Raw genomic sequence first — 19176 nt, 5'->3', positions numbered from 1 at the left:
AATCGGGCATGGCCGACCTGCGCGACGTCAACCTGAATCGTCTGGCGATCTTCGTCGCAGTGGTCGAGGCCGGCTCGCTGACTGCCGCGGCCGAGCGGCTCGGCTTGGCCAAGACGGTGGTCAGCACGCACATGCAGCGCCTGGAATCGGAGGTCGGCGCGAACCTGCTGGTGCGCACGACGCGACGGCTGAGCGTGACCGACGCCGGACGCGGGTTCTACGAGGCGTGCCGCGACATCGTGCGCGCGGCCGAGCATGCGCTGCAGACGGTGTCTCCCGACGCCGGCCCGTTGCGTGGCGCGCTGCGGGTCAGCGTGCCGGTCGACTACGGCGCGCAGGTGGTGGCCCCGGCGGTGGTCGCTTTGCGCGACAGGCACCCCCGCCTCGATGTCGAACTGGTCGCGAACGATCGCATCGTCGATCTGGTCGCCGACAATCTCGATGTGGCGATCCGCATCGGCCGTCTCGCCGATTCGACCTACCGCGCGGTACGGCTCGGCAGCTATGCGGTGTGGCCGGTCGCCAGCCCGCAGTTCGTCGCGCGCCACGGGCTGCCGCGCGACCCGGCGGCGCTGGCTGCGCTCCCCTTCGTGCTGCTGTCCAGCATTGCCCGTCCGCGCACCCTGGAGCTGGTCAATGCGCGCGGCGACAGCGTCGCGGTGCGCTGCGTGCCGCACTTCGTCGCCAATACCGCGACCGGCTGCCGCGCGATCGTGCTGGCCGGTGGCGCGTTCGGCCTGCTGACGGATTTCTCCACCGCCGCCGACGTCGCCGCCGGCCGGCTGGTGCGTCTGTTGCCGGCGTGGCGTTCGGCATCGTTCGGCATCCATGCGGTATACCCGCCGACGCGGCTGCCATCGCCGAAGGTGCGCGCCTTCATCGATGCGATGAAGGCGCGGATCGCATCGATGCGCACCGAGGCGGAGGGCGGCACGGCGGCCGTTGCCGGTGCGGCGCCTGCACGTGCGCGGCGACGGCCAGCGCGCTGATCGCGCGCCGGTCGCCGTGCCGCCGATCAATAGTCGTAGCTGACGCTCAACCGCAGCGACCGCGGCGCCTGGCGCAGCAGGGCCGCGCCATACACCGGGTCCGCCTTACCTGGGTCCGACTCCGAGTACGGATACTTCCACAGCGTGGCCTGGCCGTTGAAGACGTTGAACACGTCCAGGGTGAAGGCCAGTTTGCGGTCGGCGTAGGCCGGCCGCCACGACACGCCGAGATCCAGTTGCTGCAGCCACGGCAGGCGGCCCTGGCTGCCCGGAGGCGCTGGCTGGCCCTGGTAGTAGTGATAGGCGATGCCGTAGCCGGAAGGGTCGCTGTGGTCGGGGCCGTAGGAGCCCAGCGCACTGAACGGCGAACCGGAGATCAGCTTGAGGTTGGCCGACACCAGCCATGCGGGGTTGAGCTGGTAGTAGCCGTAGAACTTGAACTGATGGGTGTGGTCGTTGCTCTGCGGGCCGTTGGTGTGCTCCATCAGCTGCGCGAAGTCCCAGGCCTGGGTGGTGGACACCGCGGTCTGGCCGATGCCCGACAGCAACTGGCCCTCGGTGGTGCCGTAGCTGCGCGACCAGGTGTAGTCGAGGCGGCCGTACCAGCGCTGGTCGAACGGATGCTCCAGCGACAGGTTGAGTCCGTAGTAGTTGCGCTTGAACGCCGGGAAGCCGAACTGCGCGTTGCTCAGCGGCACCTTGACGTAGTTGCCCGAGGTGTCGACCAGGGTGAAGGTGTTGGCCCGGCCCGGGTTGATCAGCCAGCAGCTGACCGGATTGCTGGCCAGGGTCACCGTGTGTCCTTGCGCCGCGGCGGCGGCGAACACGGTATCGCTGTCGCAGTAGTCGTCCACGCCGCTGCGCAGGACGCGGTAGGTGCCCTTGGCGCCGTAGACCCAGCTGTCGCCCCAGGCCTTGGTGAAGCCGAGGATGAACTCGTCCTGGAACGAGGGCTTGATGCCCTGCGTGGCGACGGTCTTGGGGTCGGGCAGGATGCCGTAGTTGTTGTTGGACGAGACCGCACCGGAGATCTGGGTCAGGCCGGTCGGGTAGCCGTTGGCGTCGATGCCGCCATAGGTGTAGTAGGTCGAAGTGGCCAGGGTGGCGCCGGCGGCGTTGAACGCCGGGTTCAGCGGCAGCGCCAGGTAGTAGCGGCCGGCGTTGCCGTACACCTTGAAGCGCGCATCGCCGTCGACGTCCCAACTGAAACCCAGCCGCGGCGCCCATTGCCCGCTGGTCTGCTTGATGTACGGCGCGCCGTCGCGGTTGTAGTTGGTGAACTGGTCCAGGCGCAGGCCGAGGTTGAGCAGCAGCCGGTCGTTGACCTGCCAGTTGTCCTCCACGTACTGCGCGCGCTGCGCCGAGCGCACCGAGGCTAGCGCGCTGTAGATGTACTTGCGCACGTAGTAGCCGTCCTGGCCGTTGGGGTAGCCGCCGGTGGCGGGTACGCCGAGGCCGGTGTTGATCGGCACGTTGGGGTTGGCCTGGCCGTAGATCCAGTAGTAGCCGTCGCCCGAAGCCACCGAGCCGCGGTTGAGCGCGCGTGCGTTCTGGTTGTCGATGCCGATGGTGATGCTGTGCGCGCCGATGGCGTAGTTGAGGTCCAGGCGCAGGTTGTCGGTGCGGTTGCCGCGCGCCGGATCGACCAGCAGCGCGGTGGTCTGCGCATTGGTGATCGGGGTGCCGCCGGTGTAGGCCGGGTTCTGGAAGCCGGGGCTGGAGAGATAGGTCAGCGTGCCGTTGTAGTTGGGGTTGCGGCTGTAGTCGTCGGTACGCTGCTGGCCGTAGAGGGCGCTGAAGGTCAGGCGGTCGGTGAGGTAGCCGGTGTACTTGGCGCTCCACAGGTCCCCGCCGGTCTTGGTGGTGTCGGCATTGCCGCGCAGGGCGCCGATGTCGCGGCCGCTGTACTGGTAGTACTTGCCGCGGGTGACATAGCGGCTGGACGCCCCGGTGATTTCCAGCAGCTGGCTGTCGCTGATGTTCCAGTCGAGCTTGGCGTACCAGCTCGGCCGGCGGTACTGGTAGTCGTAGTAGTACGGCCCCGGGGTGGTCTCGCGTGCGCCGTAGAAGCGATCCCCGTCCTGGCGCTGCAGTTCGTAGGCGCCGAAGAAGAACAGCTTGTCCTGGATCAGCGGGCCGCCGGCGTAGACGCTCTGGGTGCTGAGGGTGGAGCCGCTCTTGCTGTCCGGGCGGTACAGCGCGCCGTTGCCGGGCGCGTACACGTCCTTCTTTGCGGAGCGCAGGCCGTCCGGTTCCCAGGTTGCCTGGCCGCCGAAATGCCATTCGTTGCTGCCGCGCTTGCCCACGGCGTTGATCACGCCGCCGTCGGAACGGCCGTACTTGGCGCTGTAGCCGCCGGTGTAGACCTCCAACTGGTCGATGCTGCCATAGGGCAGGGTCAGTCCGCCCAGTCCGCGCAGCGGGTCGGTGGTGTTGAAGCCATTGATGTAATAGGCGTTCTCCGCGGCCGAAGAGCCGCCGAAGCTGAGCAGCTGCGCGCCGGTCGGGCCGATGTAGGTACCGCTGCCGCTGTTGCCGGCCACGCCGGGCGCCAGTTGCGCGATGGCCTCCGCCGAGCGGCCCAGCGGCAGGCGCTGCAACTGTTCGGCATTGATCACGGTGCGCGAATCCACGCTGCTCACGTCGATCGCGGCGGCGGCGCGGTCGGCGCTGACCTGGACGCCGGCCAGGCTGGTGGTGGCGGGGCTGAAGGAGACGTCGGTGACGGCACCGACGGTGAGGCTGATGCCGTCGCGGCTGCCCAGCACGCTGCCGTCGGCGCCCTTGGCGATGATGGTGTAGGTGCCCAGCGGCAACTGGCCGATGTTGTAGCGGCCGCGCGCATCCACGGCGACCTCGCGGCTGAGGCCGCTGTCGCTGCGGACCAGAATGCGCTGGGTATCGGCGGGCGCCTGACCGGCGACGGCACCGGTGGTGGACTGGGCCTGGGCCGGCGGGAGGGCGAGGGCGGCACTCAGTGCCAGGGCGAGCAGGGCGGGCCTGCGGAGGGAGCGATGGTTGTGCATGCGGAAGGCGACTCGGGTGGTGGGGGCGGGGGGCCGCCGCGCCGACTCGAATCCGCCCGTCCTGGATGATGCGGTATGCGCGGTAACGTTCCCCGCTCCATTAACCTTAATGGGACGCCATCACAGAAATGCCGCGTCGTTATGTCGGCGGCACCAATGGTTATGTCGGCTGTTGGACGTTGTGGGCGACCGGACCCTCACCCCAACCCCTCTCCCGGTGGGAGAGGGGCCAACGCTCTCCTTCTCCCCCCGGGAGAAGGTGCCCCGAAGGGGCGGATGAGGGTACTTGCGAAGCCTCGACCTATTGCGACCGGCAGGCGTTGCGGGCGGCCGTTCCCTCACCCCAACACCTCTCCCGATTGGAGAGGGGCTAACGCTCTCCTTCTCCCACCGGGAGAAGGTGCCCCGAAGGAGCGGATGAGGGTACGGGCGAAGCCTCGACCTGTTGCGACCGGCAGGCGTTGCGGGCGGTCGTACCCTCACCCCAACCCCTCTCCCGATGGGAGAGGGGCCAGCGCTCTCCTTCTCCCGCCGGGAGAAGGTGCCCCGAAGGGGCGGATGAGGGTACGGGGCGAAGCCTCGAACTGTTGCGACCGGCAGGCGTTGCGGGCGGTCGTACCCTCACCCCAACCCCTCTCCCGGTGGGAGAGGGGCCAACGCTCTCCCTTATCCCGCCGGGAGAAGGGGCCCCGAAGGGGCGGATGAGGGTATGGGGCGAAGCCTCGACCTATTGCGACCGGCAGGCGTTGCGGGCGGTCGTACCCTCACCCCAACCCCTCTCCCGATGGGAGAGGGGCCAGCGCTCTCCCTTCTCCCATCGGGAGAAGGTGCCCCGACGGGGCGGATGAGGGTATGGGGCGAAGCCTCGACCTATTGCGACCGGCAGGCGTTGCGGGCGACCGTACCCTCACCCCAACCCCTCTCCCGGGGGGAGAGGGGCGATCTGCGTGCCGCTCAGCGGTCGTCGACCAGGCTGCCGCCGGGCAGGAACACCCAGGTGCGGGTCACCTGCAGGATGTCGACGTTGTCGTCGGTGCGCGGCAGCGGCGGGAACGGCTGCGCGAGTTGCACGATCCGCAGTGCGGCGGCGTCGAGCATCGGCACGCCGCTGGAGCGCAGGATGCGGCTGCTCTCCAGGCTGCCGTCGCGGCGCACGCCGACGCTGATCACCACCTGGCCGCCGAGCCGGCGCCGCCGCGCTTCGTCGGGATAGTTGAGGTTGCCGACGCGCTCGGCGCGGTCGACCCAGGCGCGCAGATAGTTTGCGTAGGCGTATTCGCGGGTGCTGGCGGAGACGAACTTGCGGTTGGGGCGCTTGGCGTACTGCTCCGAGCGCAGGTGCACCTCTGCGGCCAGCCGTGCCATCTCGGCATCGCGCTGTTCGCGCTGCGCGTCCACCGGCCGCTGCGGGTCGTCGGTGCGCGGCTGGGTCTGCGCCACCGGCAGCGGCTGCTCGCCGCGCGCGCTGCTGACCACGCGCGGGGTCGGTTCCGGTGCCGCGGCCGCGGTCTGCGCACGCAACGCCTGCGGCGCCAACCCGTCCTGGCGTTGTGGCACCACGCCGGGCTGGCTGTCGCGCGGACGTTGCGGCGTGTCGTGGTCGCCGCCGCCCTGCTGGTTGGCCTGGGCCAGGAAGTCGGCCTGTTTCGGTGTCAGCGGTGTGCTGGTCTGGCTGAAGATCACGTCCAGCGTCGGCACCAGCGGTGCATCGTCGTCGATCGCGAAGCCCACACCCAGGATCAGCAGCCCGTGCACGATCAGCGACAGCACCAGGGTGGCGCTGAGCCGTTCGCGCTCGCCGATGCGCGGCGCGGGCGTCGCGGCGGCCGCGCTCATCGCGCCGGATAGGCCTCGATGGCGTCGAACAGCAGCCCGGCGATGTTGAGCTCGAACTGCGCGTCCAGCTCGCGCACGCAGGTGGGGCTGGTCACGTTGACCTCGGTGAGGTAGTCGCCGATCACGTCCAGGCCGACGAAGCGCATGCCGCGCCGTTTCATCTCCGGGCCGACCTGGGCGGCGATCCAGCGGTCGCGCTCGCTCAGCGGGCGGCCTTCGCCGCGGCCGCCGGCGGCCAGGTTGCCGCGGAACTCGTCGCCCTGCGGAATCCGCGCCAGGCAGTAGTCCACCGCCACGCCGTCGACCAGCAGGATGCGCTTGTCGCCGGCGCTGATGTCCGGGATGAAGCGCTGCGCCAGAGCCAGCTTGCGGCCGCCGTCGGTCAGCGTCTCCAGGATCACGTTGAGGTTGGGGTCGCCGGTGCCGCTGCGGAAGATCGACCGCCCGCCCATGCCGTCCAGCGGCTTCAGCACCGCCTGGCCATGCTCCAGCACGAAGGCCTTGAGCGTGGCGGCGTCGCGGCTGACCAGCGTCGGCGGACAGCACTGCGGGAACAGCAGGGCGGCCAGCTTTTCGTTGAAGTCGCGCAGGCCCTGCGGGTCGTTGACCACCTGCGCGCCGGCGCGCTGGGCCACGCTGAGCACGTGGGTGTCGTACAGGAACTCCGCATCGAACGGCGGATCCTTGCGCATCAGCACGACCTGGCCGGGACCGAAGGTCAGTTCGGCGAACGCGTCCAGCTCGAACCAGCCGGCCTTGTCGTCGCGCACCCGCAGCGGCGCGGCCTGGGCGGTTGCGCAGCCATCGCGCAGGGTCAACCCGCCGGGGCGCACGTAGTGCAGCCGGTGCCCGCGGCGCTGCGCTTCCAGCAGCATCGCGAAGGTCGTGTCTTTGGCGATCTTGATGCTGGCGATGGGGTCCATCACCACGATGACATCGAACGGCATGGGGGCACCTGAGAGACTGAGCAGAAGATGGTAGCGGGTCGGCGGGGGCGCCGCGCATCGGGGGTCGGGCGCGGCTGCGCGGTGTCGCACGTTATCCGCCAAACTGTGACATAGTTTGTGCTGTTACGTGGTTCAACGCAGACCGGCAGCGGCGGCCTTGACAGTCGCAGCGGGTCTTGGGATACATGGCGTTTCGCAGCGAAGCCGGATCCGATGAAGCGTCGCGCGCTTGGGGGCAAGTGATGAGTGAAAACACGACTGCGGGTGGGGAACTCGCAGGCTTGCGGGTCATGGTGATCGACGATTCGAAAACGATCCGTCGTACTGCCGAAACGTTGCTGAAGCGCGAAGGGTGCGAAGTGGTGACGGCGACCGACGGCTTCGAGGCGCTGGCCAAGATCGCCGACCAGCAGCCGCAGATCATCTTCGTGGACATCATGATGCCGCGGCTGGACGGCTATCAGACCTGCGCGCTGATCAAGGGCAACCAGCTGTTCAAGGCCACGCCGGTGATCATGCTGTCCTCCAAGGACGGCCTGTTCGACAAGGCGCGCGGGCGCATCGTCGGGTCCGAGCAGTACCTCACCAAACCCTTTACACGCGAAGAGCTGCTGGGCGCGATCCGTACATACGTCAACGCCTGACCAGGGGGAAAGGCAGCATGGCCCGTATCTTGTTGATCGAGGACTCACCGACCGACCGGGCGGTGTTCACGCAATGGCTGGAAAAAGCCGGGCACCAGGTCCTGTCCACCGACAACGCGGAGGACGGGATCAAGCTGGTACGCGAGCAGGCGCCGAACCTGGTGCTGATGGACGTGGTGCTGCCGGGGATGAGCGGCTTCCAGGCCACCCGCGCGCTGTCGCGCGATGAGGCCACCCGGCACATCCCGGTGCTGATCATCAGCACCAAGAGCATGGAGACCGACAAGGTCTGGGGCATGCGCCAGGGCGCCACCGACTACATCGTCAAGCCGCCGCGGGAAGACGAGCTGATCGCCCGCATCAATCAACTGGTGGGCTGACATGCGCTCGCCCTTCGACATCCTCGAGGCCTACGAGCGGCGCAGCCTGGCGCACGCCGTGCAGATGCCCGAACGCGCCTTCGACGACGACGTCTGGCGCGGGGTCGGCTACCGCGTCGGCAAGCGCCACCTGGTCTCGGATTTCCGCGAAGTGGTGGAGATCGTGCGCATGCCGCCGGTCACCCCGGTGCCGGGCGCGCAGCCGTGGCTGCTGGGCGTGGGCAACCTGCGCGGCAACCTGTTCCCGGTGGTCGACCTGAAGCAGTTCCTGGAAGGCGAGCGCACTGCGCTGCAGGAAGGCCAGCGCGTGCTGATCATGCGCCAGAGCGGCGGCGACGTGGCCCTGACCATCGACGAGCTGTTCGGCCAGCGCAGTTTCACCGAGACGCAGGCGGTGGAACCGGGCGATCTGGCCCAGGGCCGCTACGCGCACTTCATCGACCGCGCCTTCCGCGGCGACGCCCAGGACTGGGGCGTGTTCTCGCTGTCGCTGCTGTCGCGTACTCCCGAATTCCGGCAAGCCGCCGCCTGAGCGCGCGCGCTGCCTCCGCATCGAAGACCGAGGTCGCATCATGAGTACTGCTCCGGACGCCCGCAAGGCCAGCAAGCTCGGCAGCGTGGGCACGAGTTTCTGGCTGGGCCTGCTGGCGTTGTCGCTGGTCGTGTTCGGCGCCAACACCGGCGTGGCCACTTGGCAGGGCAACCGCCTGGCCGGCGCCAGCACCGGCGCGGCCGACCTGCAGGTGCTGTCGCAACAGCTGGCCAACCAGGCCCGCGACGCAGTGTCCGGCAACGCCGAGACCTTCAAGCAGTTCAAGCAGACCAAGGCGAAGGTGGAGAGCACCGTCGCCGAGCTCAACGCACGCTACGCCAACGAAGCCGGCGTGTCCGCGCCGCTGCAGACCCTCAACGGCACTTGGGCGCCGCTGGCCAAGAACGCGCAGCAGGTGGTGGACAGCGAACCGGCGGTGCTGGCGCTGGCCGGCAACGCCGACCGCTTCGTCGGCGGCGTACCGCAGCTGCAGGCGCAGTTGAACGAGGTGGTGCGCGCGATGACGGTCGGCGGCGCGCCCGCCGCGCAGATCTACAACACCCTGCAGCAGGTGGTGGTGGCCGGTACCATGGCCCGCCGCGTCACCGAAATGCGCGCCGGCGGCCGCGGCGCGGCCAGTGCCGGCGACGCGCTGGCGCGCGACGCGGTGGTGTTCGGGCAGATGCTCGAGGGCCTGCGCAACGGCAACGAGGAACTGGGCATCGCCCCGGTGCGCAACGCTGCCGCGCTGGCTGCACTGGAGCAGTCGCAGGCGCAGTGGGCGGAGATGAAGAAGGACCTGGACGCGCTGCAGGCCAGCTCGCGCAGCCTGTTCGCCGCCCAGTCCGCCGCCGCGGCGCTGACCGCCGGCTCGGGCAAGATGCTGGAGGACAGCAAGAAGCTGTTCGACGCGTTCTCCGCGTTCGGCTCCACCCGCGACACCCGCCTGTTCCCGAACTTCTGGCTGGGCGTGATCTCCGGCCTGCTGGCGCTGCTCTCGATCGTCGGCTTCGTCTGGACCACGGTGCGCAGCCGCAGCCGCGAGCAGGAAATCCGCCTGCAGACCCAGGTGGAATACAACAGCCGCAACCAGCAGGCGATCATGCGCCTGCTCGACGAAATCAGCTCGCTCGGCGAAGGCGACCTGACCGTCAAGGCCTCGGTCACCGAGGACATGACCGGCGCCATCGCCGACGCGATCAACTACGCCGTCGACGAACTGCGCCACCTGGTGACCACCATCAACGACACCTCGGCCAAGGTCGCCGTGTCCACCGAGGAAACCCAGGCCACCGCGCGGCAACTGGCCGAGGCGGCGGGGCACCAGGCCGAGCAGATCGGCTCGGCCTCGGTGCGCATCAACGAAATCGCCGCCAGCATCGAGCAGGTCTCGCGCAACTCCACCGAATCGGCGGAAGTGGCGCAGCGCTCGGTGGTGATCGCGGCCGAAGGCGCCGGCGTGGTCCGCGAGACCATCCAGGGCATGGACCAGATCCGCGACCAGATCCAGGAGACCTCCAAGCGCATCAAGCGCCTGGGCGAGTCGACCCAGGAGATCGGCTCGATCGTGGAACTGATCAACGACATTTCCGAGCAGACCAACATCCTGGCGCTCAACGCCGCGGTGCAGGCCGCCTCGGCCGGCGAGGCCGGCCGCGGTTTCGCGCTCGTCGCCGACGAAGTGCAGCGCCTGGCCGAACGCACCTCCGGCGCCACCCGCCGCATCGAAGGCCTGGTGCAGACCATTCAGGCCGATACCAACGAAGCGGTCAGCTCGATGGAGCAGACCACCTCCGAAGTGGTGTCCGGCGCGCGCCTGGCCGAGGACGCGGGCACCGCGCTGACCGAGATCGAACGCGTGTCCAACGCGCTCAACACCCTCATCAAGAACATCTCCATCGCCGCGCACCAGCAGTCGGCGGCGGCGATCGACATCACCCAGACGATGGACGTGATCCGGCAGATCACCGGACAGACCTCGCAAGGCGCGGGACAGACCGCCGAATCGATCGGCCGCCTGGCGCAACTGGCGGCGGACCTGCGGCGCTCGGTCGCCGACTTCAAGCTGCCGGCGTAAGCGGGCCGGAACCGGGTGGAAGGAAGCGCACATGACGTACCGTGAACAACTCCCGCATCCCGTCGCCGCGCTCGCGCGGCACGGCGCGTGCCCGGCCGCGGAGACGCGGCGATGAGCGCGCTGCGCGATGCGATGAGCCATGCCGCGCTGGGCTGGGTCAAGCCGGAACTGGACGAGACCCTGCGCCAGGTCCGCGGCGAGATCGAGGCCTTCGTCGAGGAACCGGCCGACACCGGCCGCATGCGTTTCTGCGCCGGCTACCTGCACCAGGTGCAGGGCACCTTGCGCATGGTCGAGCTGTACGCGCCGGCGATGGTCGCCGAGGAACTGGAACTGCTGGCCACGGCGGTGCAAAACGGCCAGGCGGCCGACCGCGACGAGGCCTGCGCCACGCTGATGCGCGGCACCGTGCTGCTGCCGGACTACCTGGAACGCCTGCAGGACGGCCATCGCGACATTCCGATCGTGTTGCTGCCCTTGCTCAACGAGATCCGCGCCGCGCGCGGCGAAGCCGGCCTCAGCGAGGGCGCGCTGTTCGCGCTGGCGCCTGACGCGGCCGCCGCCACCGAGGCCGAACTGGACCATGCGCGTGGCAGCCTCGCCGGGCGCAACCGCGAACTGCTCGACACCGTCGGCACCGCGATCAAGGAAGAACTGCTGCGGGTCAAGGACGCGCTGGACCTGCATCTGCGCACCGGCGGCGACGTCGCCGCGCTGCAGACCCAGGTCGACGAGCTGGGCAGCGTCGCCGATACCCTGGGCGTGATGGGCCTGGGGGTGGCGCGCAGCGTGGTGGTGCAGCAGCGCGACGCGCTGCGCAGCATCGTCGATGGCGCCCGCGCGGCCGACGAAGGCCTGCTGCTGGATATCGCCGGTGCGCTACTGTACGTGGACGCCTCGCTCGACGACCAGGTCGCCTACCTCGGCGCCGGCGGCGACGTGCACGACGACGCCAGTGCCGCCGAGGCGCGGCGCACGGTGGAAGTGCTGGCGCACGAGGCCATCGCCAATTTCGGCAGCGCCCGCGAGCACTTCGTCGCCTTCATCGAGACCAACTGGGACCATGCGCGCCTGGACGAGGTGCCGCGCCTGCTCGCTGAGGTCGCCGGTGCCCTGCGCATGCTGGAACTGCCGCAGCCGGCCGACTACCTGGAAGGCGTGCGCCGCTACGTCGGCACCGAGCTGATCGGCAAGCGCCGCGTGCCCAGCGGCCGCCAGCTCGACACCCTGGCCGACGCGATGGCCAGCCTCGAGTACTACCTGGAAGCGCTGCGCGAGCGCCGCCCCGGGCGCGAGGAGATCCTCGACATCACCCGCAGCAGCCTGGAAGCGCTGCGCTACTGGCCGCTGCCCGACACGGCGCCGGCTGCGCCGGGTGTGTTGCCGAGCGCAAGCGACTCTGCTGAGTCGACCAAGGCCGCCCCGCCGGTGATTGCCGATCGCATGGCCGAACCTGCGTCGCCACCGTCCATCGCCGCACCGGCCGTGCCGGCCTGGGATCTGGCGCCGGCCGAGGCCGCGCCGGAGACGACGTCGCGCACGCAGGACACGCCTTCCGCACCGCAGGCACCGCAGGCACCGCAGTGGAGCCTGGCGACGGACGAGCCCGACACCGCCACCGAACATGCCCTCGCGCCAGCTGACGCTGGCGCTGGCGCTGGCGCTGCGGGCGACGCGCACGAGCAGGAGCCTGTCGCGCCATCGCAGGCGCTCAGCTTCGATCCGGTCGCGGCCGAACAGGACAGCTGGGCCGGCACCGCCGAGCCGCTGCACATCAGCCTCGATTCCCTGGTGCTGGAGCAGGACGCACTGCGGCCGCAGACGCCGTCCACGCTCGCCCAGGAAGACGATGCCGCAGCCGCTTCCGCGCCGTCCGCCTCCGATGTCGCCGATTTCGATCCGGTGGCCGCCGAGTATCCGGAGCAGGCGCAGGCCGATGTGCCGGCTGCGTTCGCTGGCCTGGACGAACACGACGATCCCAACCTGATCATCGTCGACACGCCGACTGCTGCAGAACACGCCGACGCCTCCACGCCGCCGCTAGTCATCGAACTGGAAGACGCGCCGGCGTTCGCCGACGCGCCTGGCGGGTCCGCCGACGAGGTGCATACGCTCGACTGGCACGCCGCCCCGGACGCGCAGGACGAGCAGGCCGCGTCCGCGCTGTCGCCGGATGCGGCCGCGCTGGCCGACGCTGGCGCCCATATCGCACACGGCGAACGCCTCGACGCGGCAGGGGAGGGCGAGCCAACAGACGCCGACGCCGAAGACGCCGCCCACGCGATCCCGTCGGAGGCCGCGGAGGCCACCGACGCCGCACGCGAGACCGAGTCGCACGCGCCCATGGATGACTCGGCGCAGACCGATGCCGGCCTTGCCGCCATCGGCGAGGCCGCGCACACCGATGCCGTGGCCGATGCGCCATCGGCGCCGGAGCATGCCGCGCTGGAATCCGAGGAGCATGCGACGCCCGAGCCGGTACAGGCACACGCTGCACCGGTGTCGGACGCCGAAGCCGCGTTCCTGGCCGACCTGGAAGCTGCTGCCGCGCAGTTCGACGTGACCGCATCCGCCCACAGCGGCGAGCCTGCGGCCGCAGCACCCGCCAGCGCGGAGGCGAGTGCCGCGCCTGCCGCCGCTCCGCCTGCCGCCGAGACCGGCTTCATCGACGGCGATGGCGAGATCGACGAAGAGATCCGCGCGGTGTTCCTCGAGGAATTCGACGAGGAACTGGTCAATCTCGGTGCGCTGCTGCCGGCCTGGCGCGCCGCGCCTGCCCACACAGAAAGTCTGCGGCCGATCCGCCGCGTGTTCCACACCCTCAAGGGCAGCGGCCGCCTGGTCGGCGCGCGCGTGCTCGGCGAGTTCAGCTGGAAGATCGAGAGCATGCTCAACCGCGTGCTCGACGGCTCGCGCCCGGCCAGCCCGGCGGTGGTGGCCATGGTCGAGCAGGCCTACGCGGTGCTGCCGCAGCTCAATGCCGCGCTGCGCGGCAACGGCACGGTGCAGGCCGATCTGGACGCGATCCAGACAGTGGCCGAACGCATCGCCGCCGGCGAGGAGGCGTTCTATTTCGCCACCCCGCAGGCGAGTGCCGCGCCGCGCGCGGGGACGCCGGCCTCGGTGGACAGCGTGCTGCGCGAGATCCTCGAAGCCGAGGTCGCCACCCATCTGGAGACCGTGCACGCCTGGCTGCAGCACGCACCGCAACCGGCGACCGAAGCGCTGCTGCGCGCGGTGCACACCATGAGCGGCGCGTTCGCGATGACCGACGTGCCGGAGATCACTGCGGTCACCGGCCCGGCCGAGAGCTACGTCAAGCGCGCCTTGGCGTCTGGTAGCGTTCCGAGCGCCGACGGCGTGCGTGCGCTCGAGGACGCGGCGCGCGCCATCGCCGCCACCATCGCGGAACTGCAGGCACCGTCGCCGGTGATTCCGCCGTTCACCGAGCTGTCGCAGCGCCTGCGCGCGCTGGTGGAGACCCTGCCGGAAGTGCAGTGGCCGCCGATCGCGCACGACGAGGACGACGAAGACCTGTCCGCGTCGGCACCGGCCGAGGCTGGCCTGGATGAGCAGGCCGTGCAGGCGGTGGAACTCACCGCGGCCGACGATCTGTCGGCGTTCCTTGGCGATGCCGCGCATCTGCACGAAGCGCTGCCGGTGGATGACGTTGCCGGGCAGTCCGACGCGGTCGACGCCGACCAGCATCGCATCGATGTCCACACCGACGCCGCGTCCGCGCAGTCCTCGGACGGGGCGGCGGCGTCCACGCTGGCAGACAGCGACGCCACCACCGACACGGATGCGGCCTCGCTGGCGTCGGCGAGCGAGGACAAGCCGCTTGCTGTTGAGCCGGCGGCTGCACAGGACCATGCGCAGTCCCATGACGCAGCAGCGGGAGACGAGGCGGCGGCACCGCACGACGAACGCGACGCCGACGAACAGGCGGCCCTGGCGCAGGACGGCCAGCTCGACGAGCTGACAGTCGAGGCGCCGCTGAGCGCCGAGCAGGTGTCGGACCCGGCTCCGGAAGCGTTGGATCCGGCGGCGGCGCAGGACGCGACGGTCGATGCGGTCATCGCCGATGCTGCGACCGATACCCCGATGGATGCGCAGGAACTGCAGGCGCCGGAGCATGCTGGCGAGTCGCACGGCTCCGAGGCTCACGCAATCGAAGCGCAGGACGGGGAAGCCCGGGATGCGTCCGTGCATGCGCCGGAGTCGCAGGTGTCCGATCATTCGGCGGCCGACCGCGACGCCGACGCCGACGCGACCGAAGCGCAGGCAACGGATCATTCGGCAGCGGACCACGCTGTCGAAGACCATGCGACCGACGCGCAGGCGAACGACAGCCAGGACGCGTCCGCACACGGGCAGGATTTGCAGGCATCGGAGCACGATGCGACGCACGGCGACGCCGATGCGCCCATTGACGACACCGCTGAAGCGCACGAGCAGCAGCTCAACGAGGACGCCCCTGCGATCGGCCTGCGCCAGCACCCGTTGGCGCCGTCGAGCGGCTGGCGCCACGATGGCGTGGCCTCGGCCAACGACGATACCGAGTCCACCGCCGAGCACGGCGACGTGACCCTGGACGCCGCTTCGCCTCCGCACGCGGGGACGGGCGAGGGCGGTGCGAATTCCCCCGCCGCCGACACCGACGCAGAACACGTCGAGCCGACCAGCGGTGCAGGCGAGAGCGGGCTGCAGGATGTCGCCGCCGAAGCGGACGATGCCGCGCACGCGTCGTCGTCCGATGCCGACGAGACGACGGACGCGCATCATGCGGCGCTCGACGCAGCGCCCGACGCGCCGCGAGGCGCCGCCGCTCACGACGACACGACCGCGGCGACCGAGACGGGCGCGACGGCATCGGCCGACGCAGCGCACGAGGAAACCGATCAACACGCGTCGGCGGCAGCCGTGCCCGTGCAGCCCGACGTCGACGCCGCGCATGCCGCGGCCGATGCCGCGCGAACCGATCTGTCGGCCGTCGATCTGGGGCCGCTGGACTTCGCCGACCTCGATCGCGAGCTGGTCGATATCTTCGTCGACGAAGGCAAGGACCTGCTCGACCATTGCGACCGCCTGATCGCCGAGTTGCGCGCCGCGCCGCAGGACCGCGAGGTGCTCGGCGGCCTGCAGCGCGACCTGCACACGCTCAAGGGTGGCGCGCGCATGGCCGGCATCAATGCCATCGGCGATCTCGGCCATGGCATCGAGTCCCTGCTGGAGGTGGTGGCCGCACATCGCACCGAACTCGACCGCCAGGACGTGCAGTTGCTGGAGCGCGGCTTCGATCGCCTGCACCAGTTGCTGACCCTGACCGGCAACCACCGCGCGGTGGCGATGCCGCAGGACCTGATCGGCGCGTTCGACGCGCGCGCACACGGGCAGGCGCCAGCCGCCATCGGCGATGCCGACACCGCGGTTGTGGCGCCGGTCGCGGCGACCGAGGACACGCCGGCTGCCGCCGCCCTGGCGGCCGTGGCGGCGCCACTGTCGGCACCGCTGCCGGTGGAGGGCACGCCCGACGAAGAGGCGACGATCGCGCGGCCCATGCAGGAACAGGTACGCGTGCGTGCCGACCTGCTCGATCGCCTGGTCAATCACGCCGGCGAAGTGGCGATCTACCGCTCGCGTCTGGAGCAGCAGTTGGGCGCGTTCCGCGGCGCGATGGCCGAACTGGACCGCACCAACGCGCGTCTGCGCGACCAGCTGCGGCGCCTGGATCTGGAAACCGAGGCGCAGATCGTCGCCCGCTACCAGCGCGAACAGGACCAGACCGAGCAGAGCTTCGATCCGCTGGAACTGGACCGCTTCTCCACGCTGCAACAGCTCAGCCGCGCGCTCAACGAGTCCGCGGCCGACCTGGGCGGCCTGCAGGGTGTGCTCGACGACCTGGCGCGGCAGTACGACGGTCTGCTGCAGCAGCAGTCGCGCGTCAGTTCGGAATTGCAGGACGGGCTGATGCGCGCGCGCATGGTGCCGTTCGACGGCCTGGTGCCACGGCTGCGGCGCGTGGTGCGCCAGGCCGCCAGCGAGACCGGCAAGCAGGTGCACCTGAGCCTGGAAGGTACCCACGGCGAACTCGACCGCAACGTGCTCGACCGCATGGTCGCGCCGCTGGAACACATGCTGCGCAACTCGGTCGCGCATGGCCTGGAGGCGCCGGAGCAACGGCGTGCCGCGGGCAAGGCGGAGGAGGGCAACATCGCCATCCGCTTGCGCCGCGAGGGATCGGAAATCGTGCTGGAAGTGGCCGACGACGGCGCCGGGCTCGACCGCGAGGCGATCCGCCGCCGCGCCGAGCAGCGCGGGCTGATCGCCGCCGACGCGACGCTGTCCGACGACGAACTGGATGCGCTGATCTTCGCGCCCGGGTTCAGCACCTACGACCAGGTCAGCCAGCTGGCCGGCCGCGGCGTGGGCATGGACGTGGTGCGCAACGAAGTGCGCCAGCTCGGCGGCTCGGTCGACATCCACTCGGTGCGCGGCCAGGGCGTCACCTTCACCCTGCGCCTGCCGCAGACCCTGGCGGTGACCCAGGCGGTGTTCGTGCAGATCGGCGAGACCACCTTCGCGGTGCCGGTGGCATCGGTCAGCGGCATCGGCCGCATCGGCCGCGAGCGCTTCGAGGCCGGCACCGGCGGCTACCGCTACAGCGGCGAGGAATATGCGCTGCACGACCTCGGCTCGCTGGTCGGGCAGGCACCGGCACGCGCCGAAGGCCAGGCGCAGGTGCCGTTGCTGCTGGTGCGCGCGGGCGACCTGCGTGCGGCGGTGGCGATCGACCAAGTGCTCGGCAACCGCGAAATCGTGGTCAAGCCGGTCGGCCTGCAGATCGCCTCGGTGCCCGGCATCTACGGCGCCACCATCACCGGCGACGGCCGCGTGGTGGTGATCCTCGACATTGCCCCGTTGGTGCGCCGCTTCCTGGCGCAGCCGCAGCGGCCGGTGGTGGAGGCCGCGCCGACCGAACAGCGCCGCGTGCCGCTGGTGATGGTGGTCGACGACTCGCTGACCATGCGCAAGGTCACCGGCCGCGTGCTGGAGCGGCACAACTTCGACGTGGTGTCCGCGCGCGACGGCGTCGAGGCGCTGGAGCGCCTGGAAGAGCGCGTGCCCGACCTGATGCTGCTGGACATCGAGATGCCGCGCATGGACGGCTACGAACTGGCGACGGCGATGCGCGCCGATCCGCGTTACGCCGCCGTGCCGATCGTGATGATCACCTCGCGCAGCGGCGAGAAGCACCGCCAGCGCGCCTTCGAACTGGGCGTGCAGCGCTATCTCGGCAAGCCTTACCAAGAGTTGGATCTGATGCGCAACGTCTACGACCTGCTGGGGATCGCCCGTGTTCGCGAATGACGGCGACGCCACCTCCACGCCGGTCGCATTGCTGGCCCGTCCCGGCAAGGCGCGCGAGCGCCTGCGCGACGCGCTGCACCTCGTCGGCGCGGCGATCGTGCTGGAGGACGACCCGGGCGCGATCGACGCGCAGACCCTGGCCGATGCCGCCCCCAGCGCGGTGCTGATCGCGCTCGAACCGGCGATCGAGGACGCACTGGAGCGGCTGGATGCGGCGCTGGCGCTGCCTGGCGTCACCGTGATCTTCGACGAGGCCGAGCTGGCCGCGCGCCGCGAGGGTTGGGAAGCGCAGCGCTGGGCGCGGCATCTGGCGGCCAAGCTGCAAGGCCATCAGGACGTGCTGCCGCCCGGCCGCGAGACCGAGACCGGCCTGCAGCCGGAGCCGGGCCTGCCGGCGACGCCGGCGCAGCTGCACGAGGACGCGCCGATCGGCCTGCATGTCGACGAAGCTGCCGGCTTTGCTGAGGCCGCGCCGGAAGACGGCATGTATGCCTGGCAGCCGCCGGCGGACGTCGCGCCCGGTTTCGAGGAGCTGCAGTTCGCGCGCGCCGAAGCCGCTGCCAGCGAAGCGTCTGCCGCGCCGGCTGCACCGCAGGCCGAGGCCACACCGGCTGCGCCCACAACCGCACCCGCGGCGCTGCCGGCCAGTGCCTGGTCGCTGGTCGACGACGACGCGCCCCTGCTTGCCGCTGCGCCGCGCGCGTCGCAACCCATCCCGCAGTTCGCCACCGAAGGTCTGTCGCTGGTCGCGCTGGAGTCCGAAGAACCCGCGGCCACGAGCGGCGCCGGTGCAGGCGCCGCCGCGCGCGGTGCGGTGCTGGTGATGGCCGGCATCGGCGGCCCCGACGCGATCCGCCGCCTGCTCGCCGCACTGCCGGAGAACTTCCCGCTGCCGCTGCTGGTGCAGTTGCGACTGGACGGCGGCCGCTACGGCAACCTGGTCAAGCAGATCGCCCGCGTGTCCGCGCTGCCGGTGCTGCTGGCCGAGGCCGGCGAGCCGGTCGCCCCTGGCAACGTCTACATCCTGCCCGACGACGTCGGCGTGCACGGCACCGCCGGCCTGCGCTTCGTCGCCCAGGACGCCGGTGCCTCCGTGGTCGCCGGCCTGCCGGCCGCGCACAGCGCGGTGCTGCTGCTCAGCGGCAGCGACCCGCAACAGGTGGAGGCCGTGCTGGCGCTGGCCGCGCAGGGCGCCTGGGTGGCCGGGCAATCCGGCGACGGCTGCTACGACCCCGCCGCCGGCGCGCACCTGATCCTGCAGGGCCATCCCGGCGGCGATCCGGCGCAACTGGCCCAGGCCTTGACCGCGCGGTGGAGCGGCTGAGCGAGGCGGCACACGCCATTCATCGCTGCGCCCGCATCGCGCGTTTTTTC

10 protein-coding genes are annotated in these 19176 nt (G+C 70.5%); 7 read left to right on the top strand and 3 right to left on the bottom strand.

Annotated features, from left to right (window positions below; all coding sequences use genetic code 11):
- The first annotated feature begins 8 nt into the window (after nucleotides 1-8).
- Nucleotides 9-989, top strand: coding sequence for a LysR family transcriptional regulator (locus SLW52_RS14360; protein ID WP_017914511.1), 981 nt, complete (start codon nucleotides 9-11; stop codon nucleotides 987-989).
- 26 nt (nucleotides 990-1015) lie between these two features.
- Here the strand turns inward: SLW52_RS14360 and SLW52_RS14355 are convergent, their stop codons facing one another.
- From SLW52_RS14355 to gshB, 3 genes are all read right to left on the bottom strand, one after another.
- Complete coding sequence (locus SLW52_RS14355) at nucleotides 1016-4015, bottom strand: TonB-dependent receptor (RefSeq protein WP_267083673.1); 3000 nt, start codon at nucleotides 4013-4015, stop codon at nucleotides 1016-1018.
- 954 nt (nucleotides 4016-4969) lie between these two features.
- Nucleotides 4970-5851, bottom strand: a complete 882-nt coding sequence (locus tag SLW52_RS14350) for an energy transducer TonB (protein WP_017910261.1) — start codon at nucleotides 5849-5851, stop codon at nucleotides 4970-4972.
- Nucleotides 5848-6798 carry a glutathione synthase gene (gene gshB, locus SLW52_RS14345; protein WP_295961202.1) on the bottom strand — a complete coding sequence of 317 codons (951 nt, stop codon included), beginning with the start codon at nucleotides 6796-6798 and terminating at the stop codon, nucleotides 5848-5850. Before gshB ends, SLW52_RS14350 begins: the two co-directional genes overlap by 4 nt.
- A gap of 242 nt (nucleotides 6799-7040) precedes the next feature.
- On the opposite strand from gshB, the gene pilG reads away from it, so the two are divergent.
- The 6 genes from pilG (at nucleotide 7041) to SLW52_RS14315 (ending at nucleotide 19126) form a co-directional block, all read left to right on the top strand.
- Entirely contained in the window at nucleotides 7041-7442 is a 402-nt protein-coding gene (gene pilG, locus SLW52_RS14340) for a twitching motility response regulator PilG (protein WP_003472648.1), read from the top strand.
- 17 nt (nucleotides 7443-7459) lie between these two features.
- A complete protein-coding gene (locus SLW52_RS14335; RefSeq protein ID WP_026143267.1) occupies nucleotides 7460-7822 on the top strand; it encodes a response regulator in 363 nt (120 codons plus the stop codon).
- A gap of 1 nt (nucleotide 7823) precedes the next feature.
- Nucleotides 7824-8354 carry a chemotaxis protein CheW gene (locus SLW52_RS14330; protein ID WP_017914762.1) on the top strand — a complete coding sequence of 177 codons (531 nt, stop codon included), beginning with the start codon at nucleotides 7824-7826 and terminating at the stop codon, nucleotides 8352-8354.
- A gap of 40 nt (nucleotides 8355-8394) precedes the next feature.
- Nucleotides 8395-10431 carry a methyl-accepting chemotaxis protein gene (locus tag SLW52_RS14325; protein ID WP_017910265.1) on the top strand — a complete coding sequence of 679 codons (2037 nt, stop codon included), beginning with the start codon at nucleotides 8395-8397 and terminating at the stop codon, nucleotides 10429-10431.
- A gap of 111 nt (nucleotides 10432-10542) precedes the next feature.
- Complete coding sequence (locus SLW52_RS14320) at nucleotides 10543-17802, top strand: Hpt domain-containing protein (RefSeq protein WP_320740611.1); 7260 nt, start codon at nucleotides 10543-10545, stop codon at nucleotides 17800-17802.
- Nucleotides 17789-19126 carry a chemotaxis protein CheB gene (locus SLW52_RS14315; protein WP_320740612.1) on the top strand — a complete coding sequence of 446 codons (1338 nt, stop codon included), beginning with the start codon at nucleotides 17789-17791 and terminating at the stop codon, nucleotides 19124-19126. The genes SLW52_RS14320 and SLW52_RS14315 overlap by 14 nt, the downstream gene beginning before the upstream one ends.
- Nucleotides 19127-19176 lie beyond the last annotated feature (50 nt).

Origin of the sequence: Xanthomonas sp. LF02-5 (genome assembly GCF_034105325.1) — a bacterium.
Lineage (GTDB): Bacteria > Pseudomonadota > Gammaproteobacteria > Xanthomonadales > Xanthomonadaceae > Xanthomonas_A > Xanthomonas_A sontii.
This window is presented reverse-complemented; position numbering and strand designations above follow the sequence as displayed.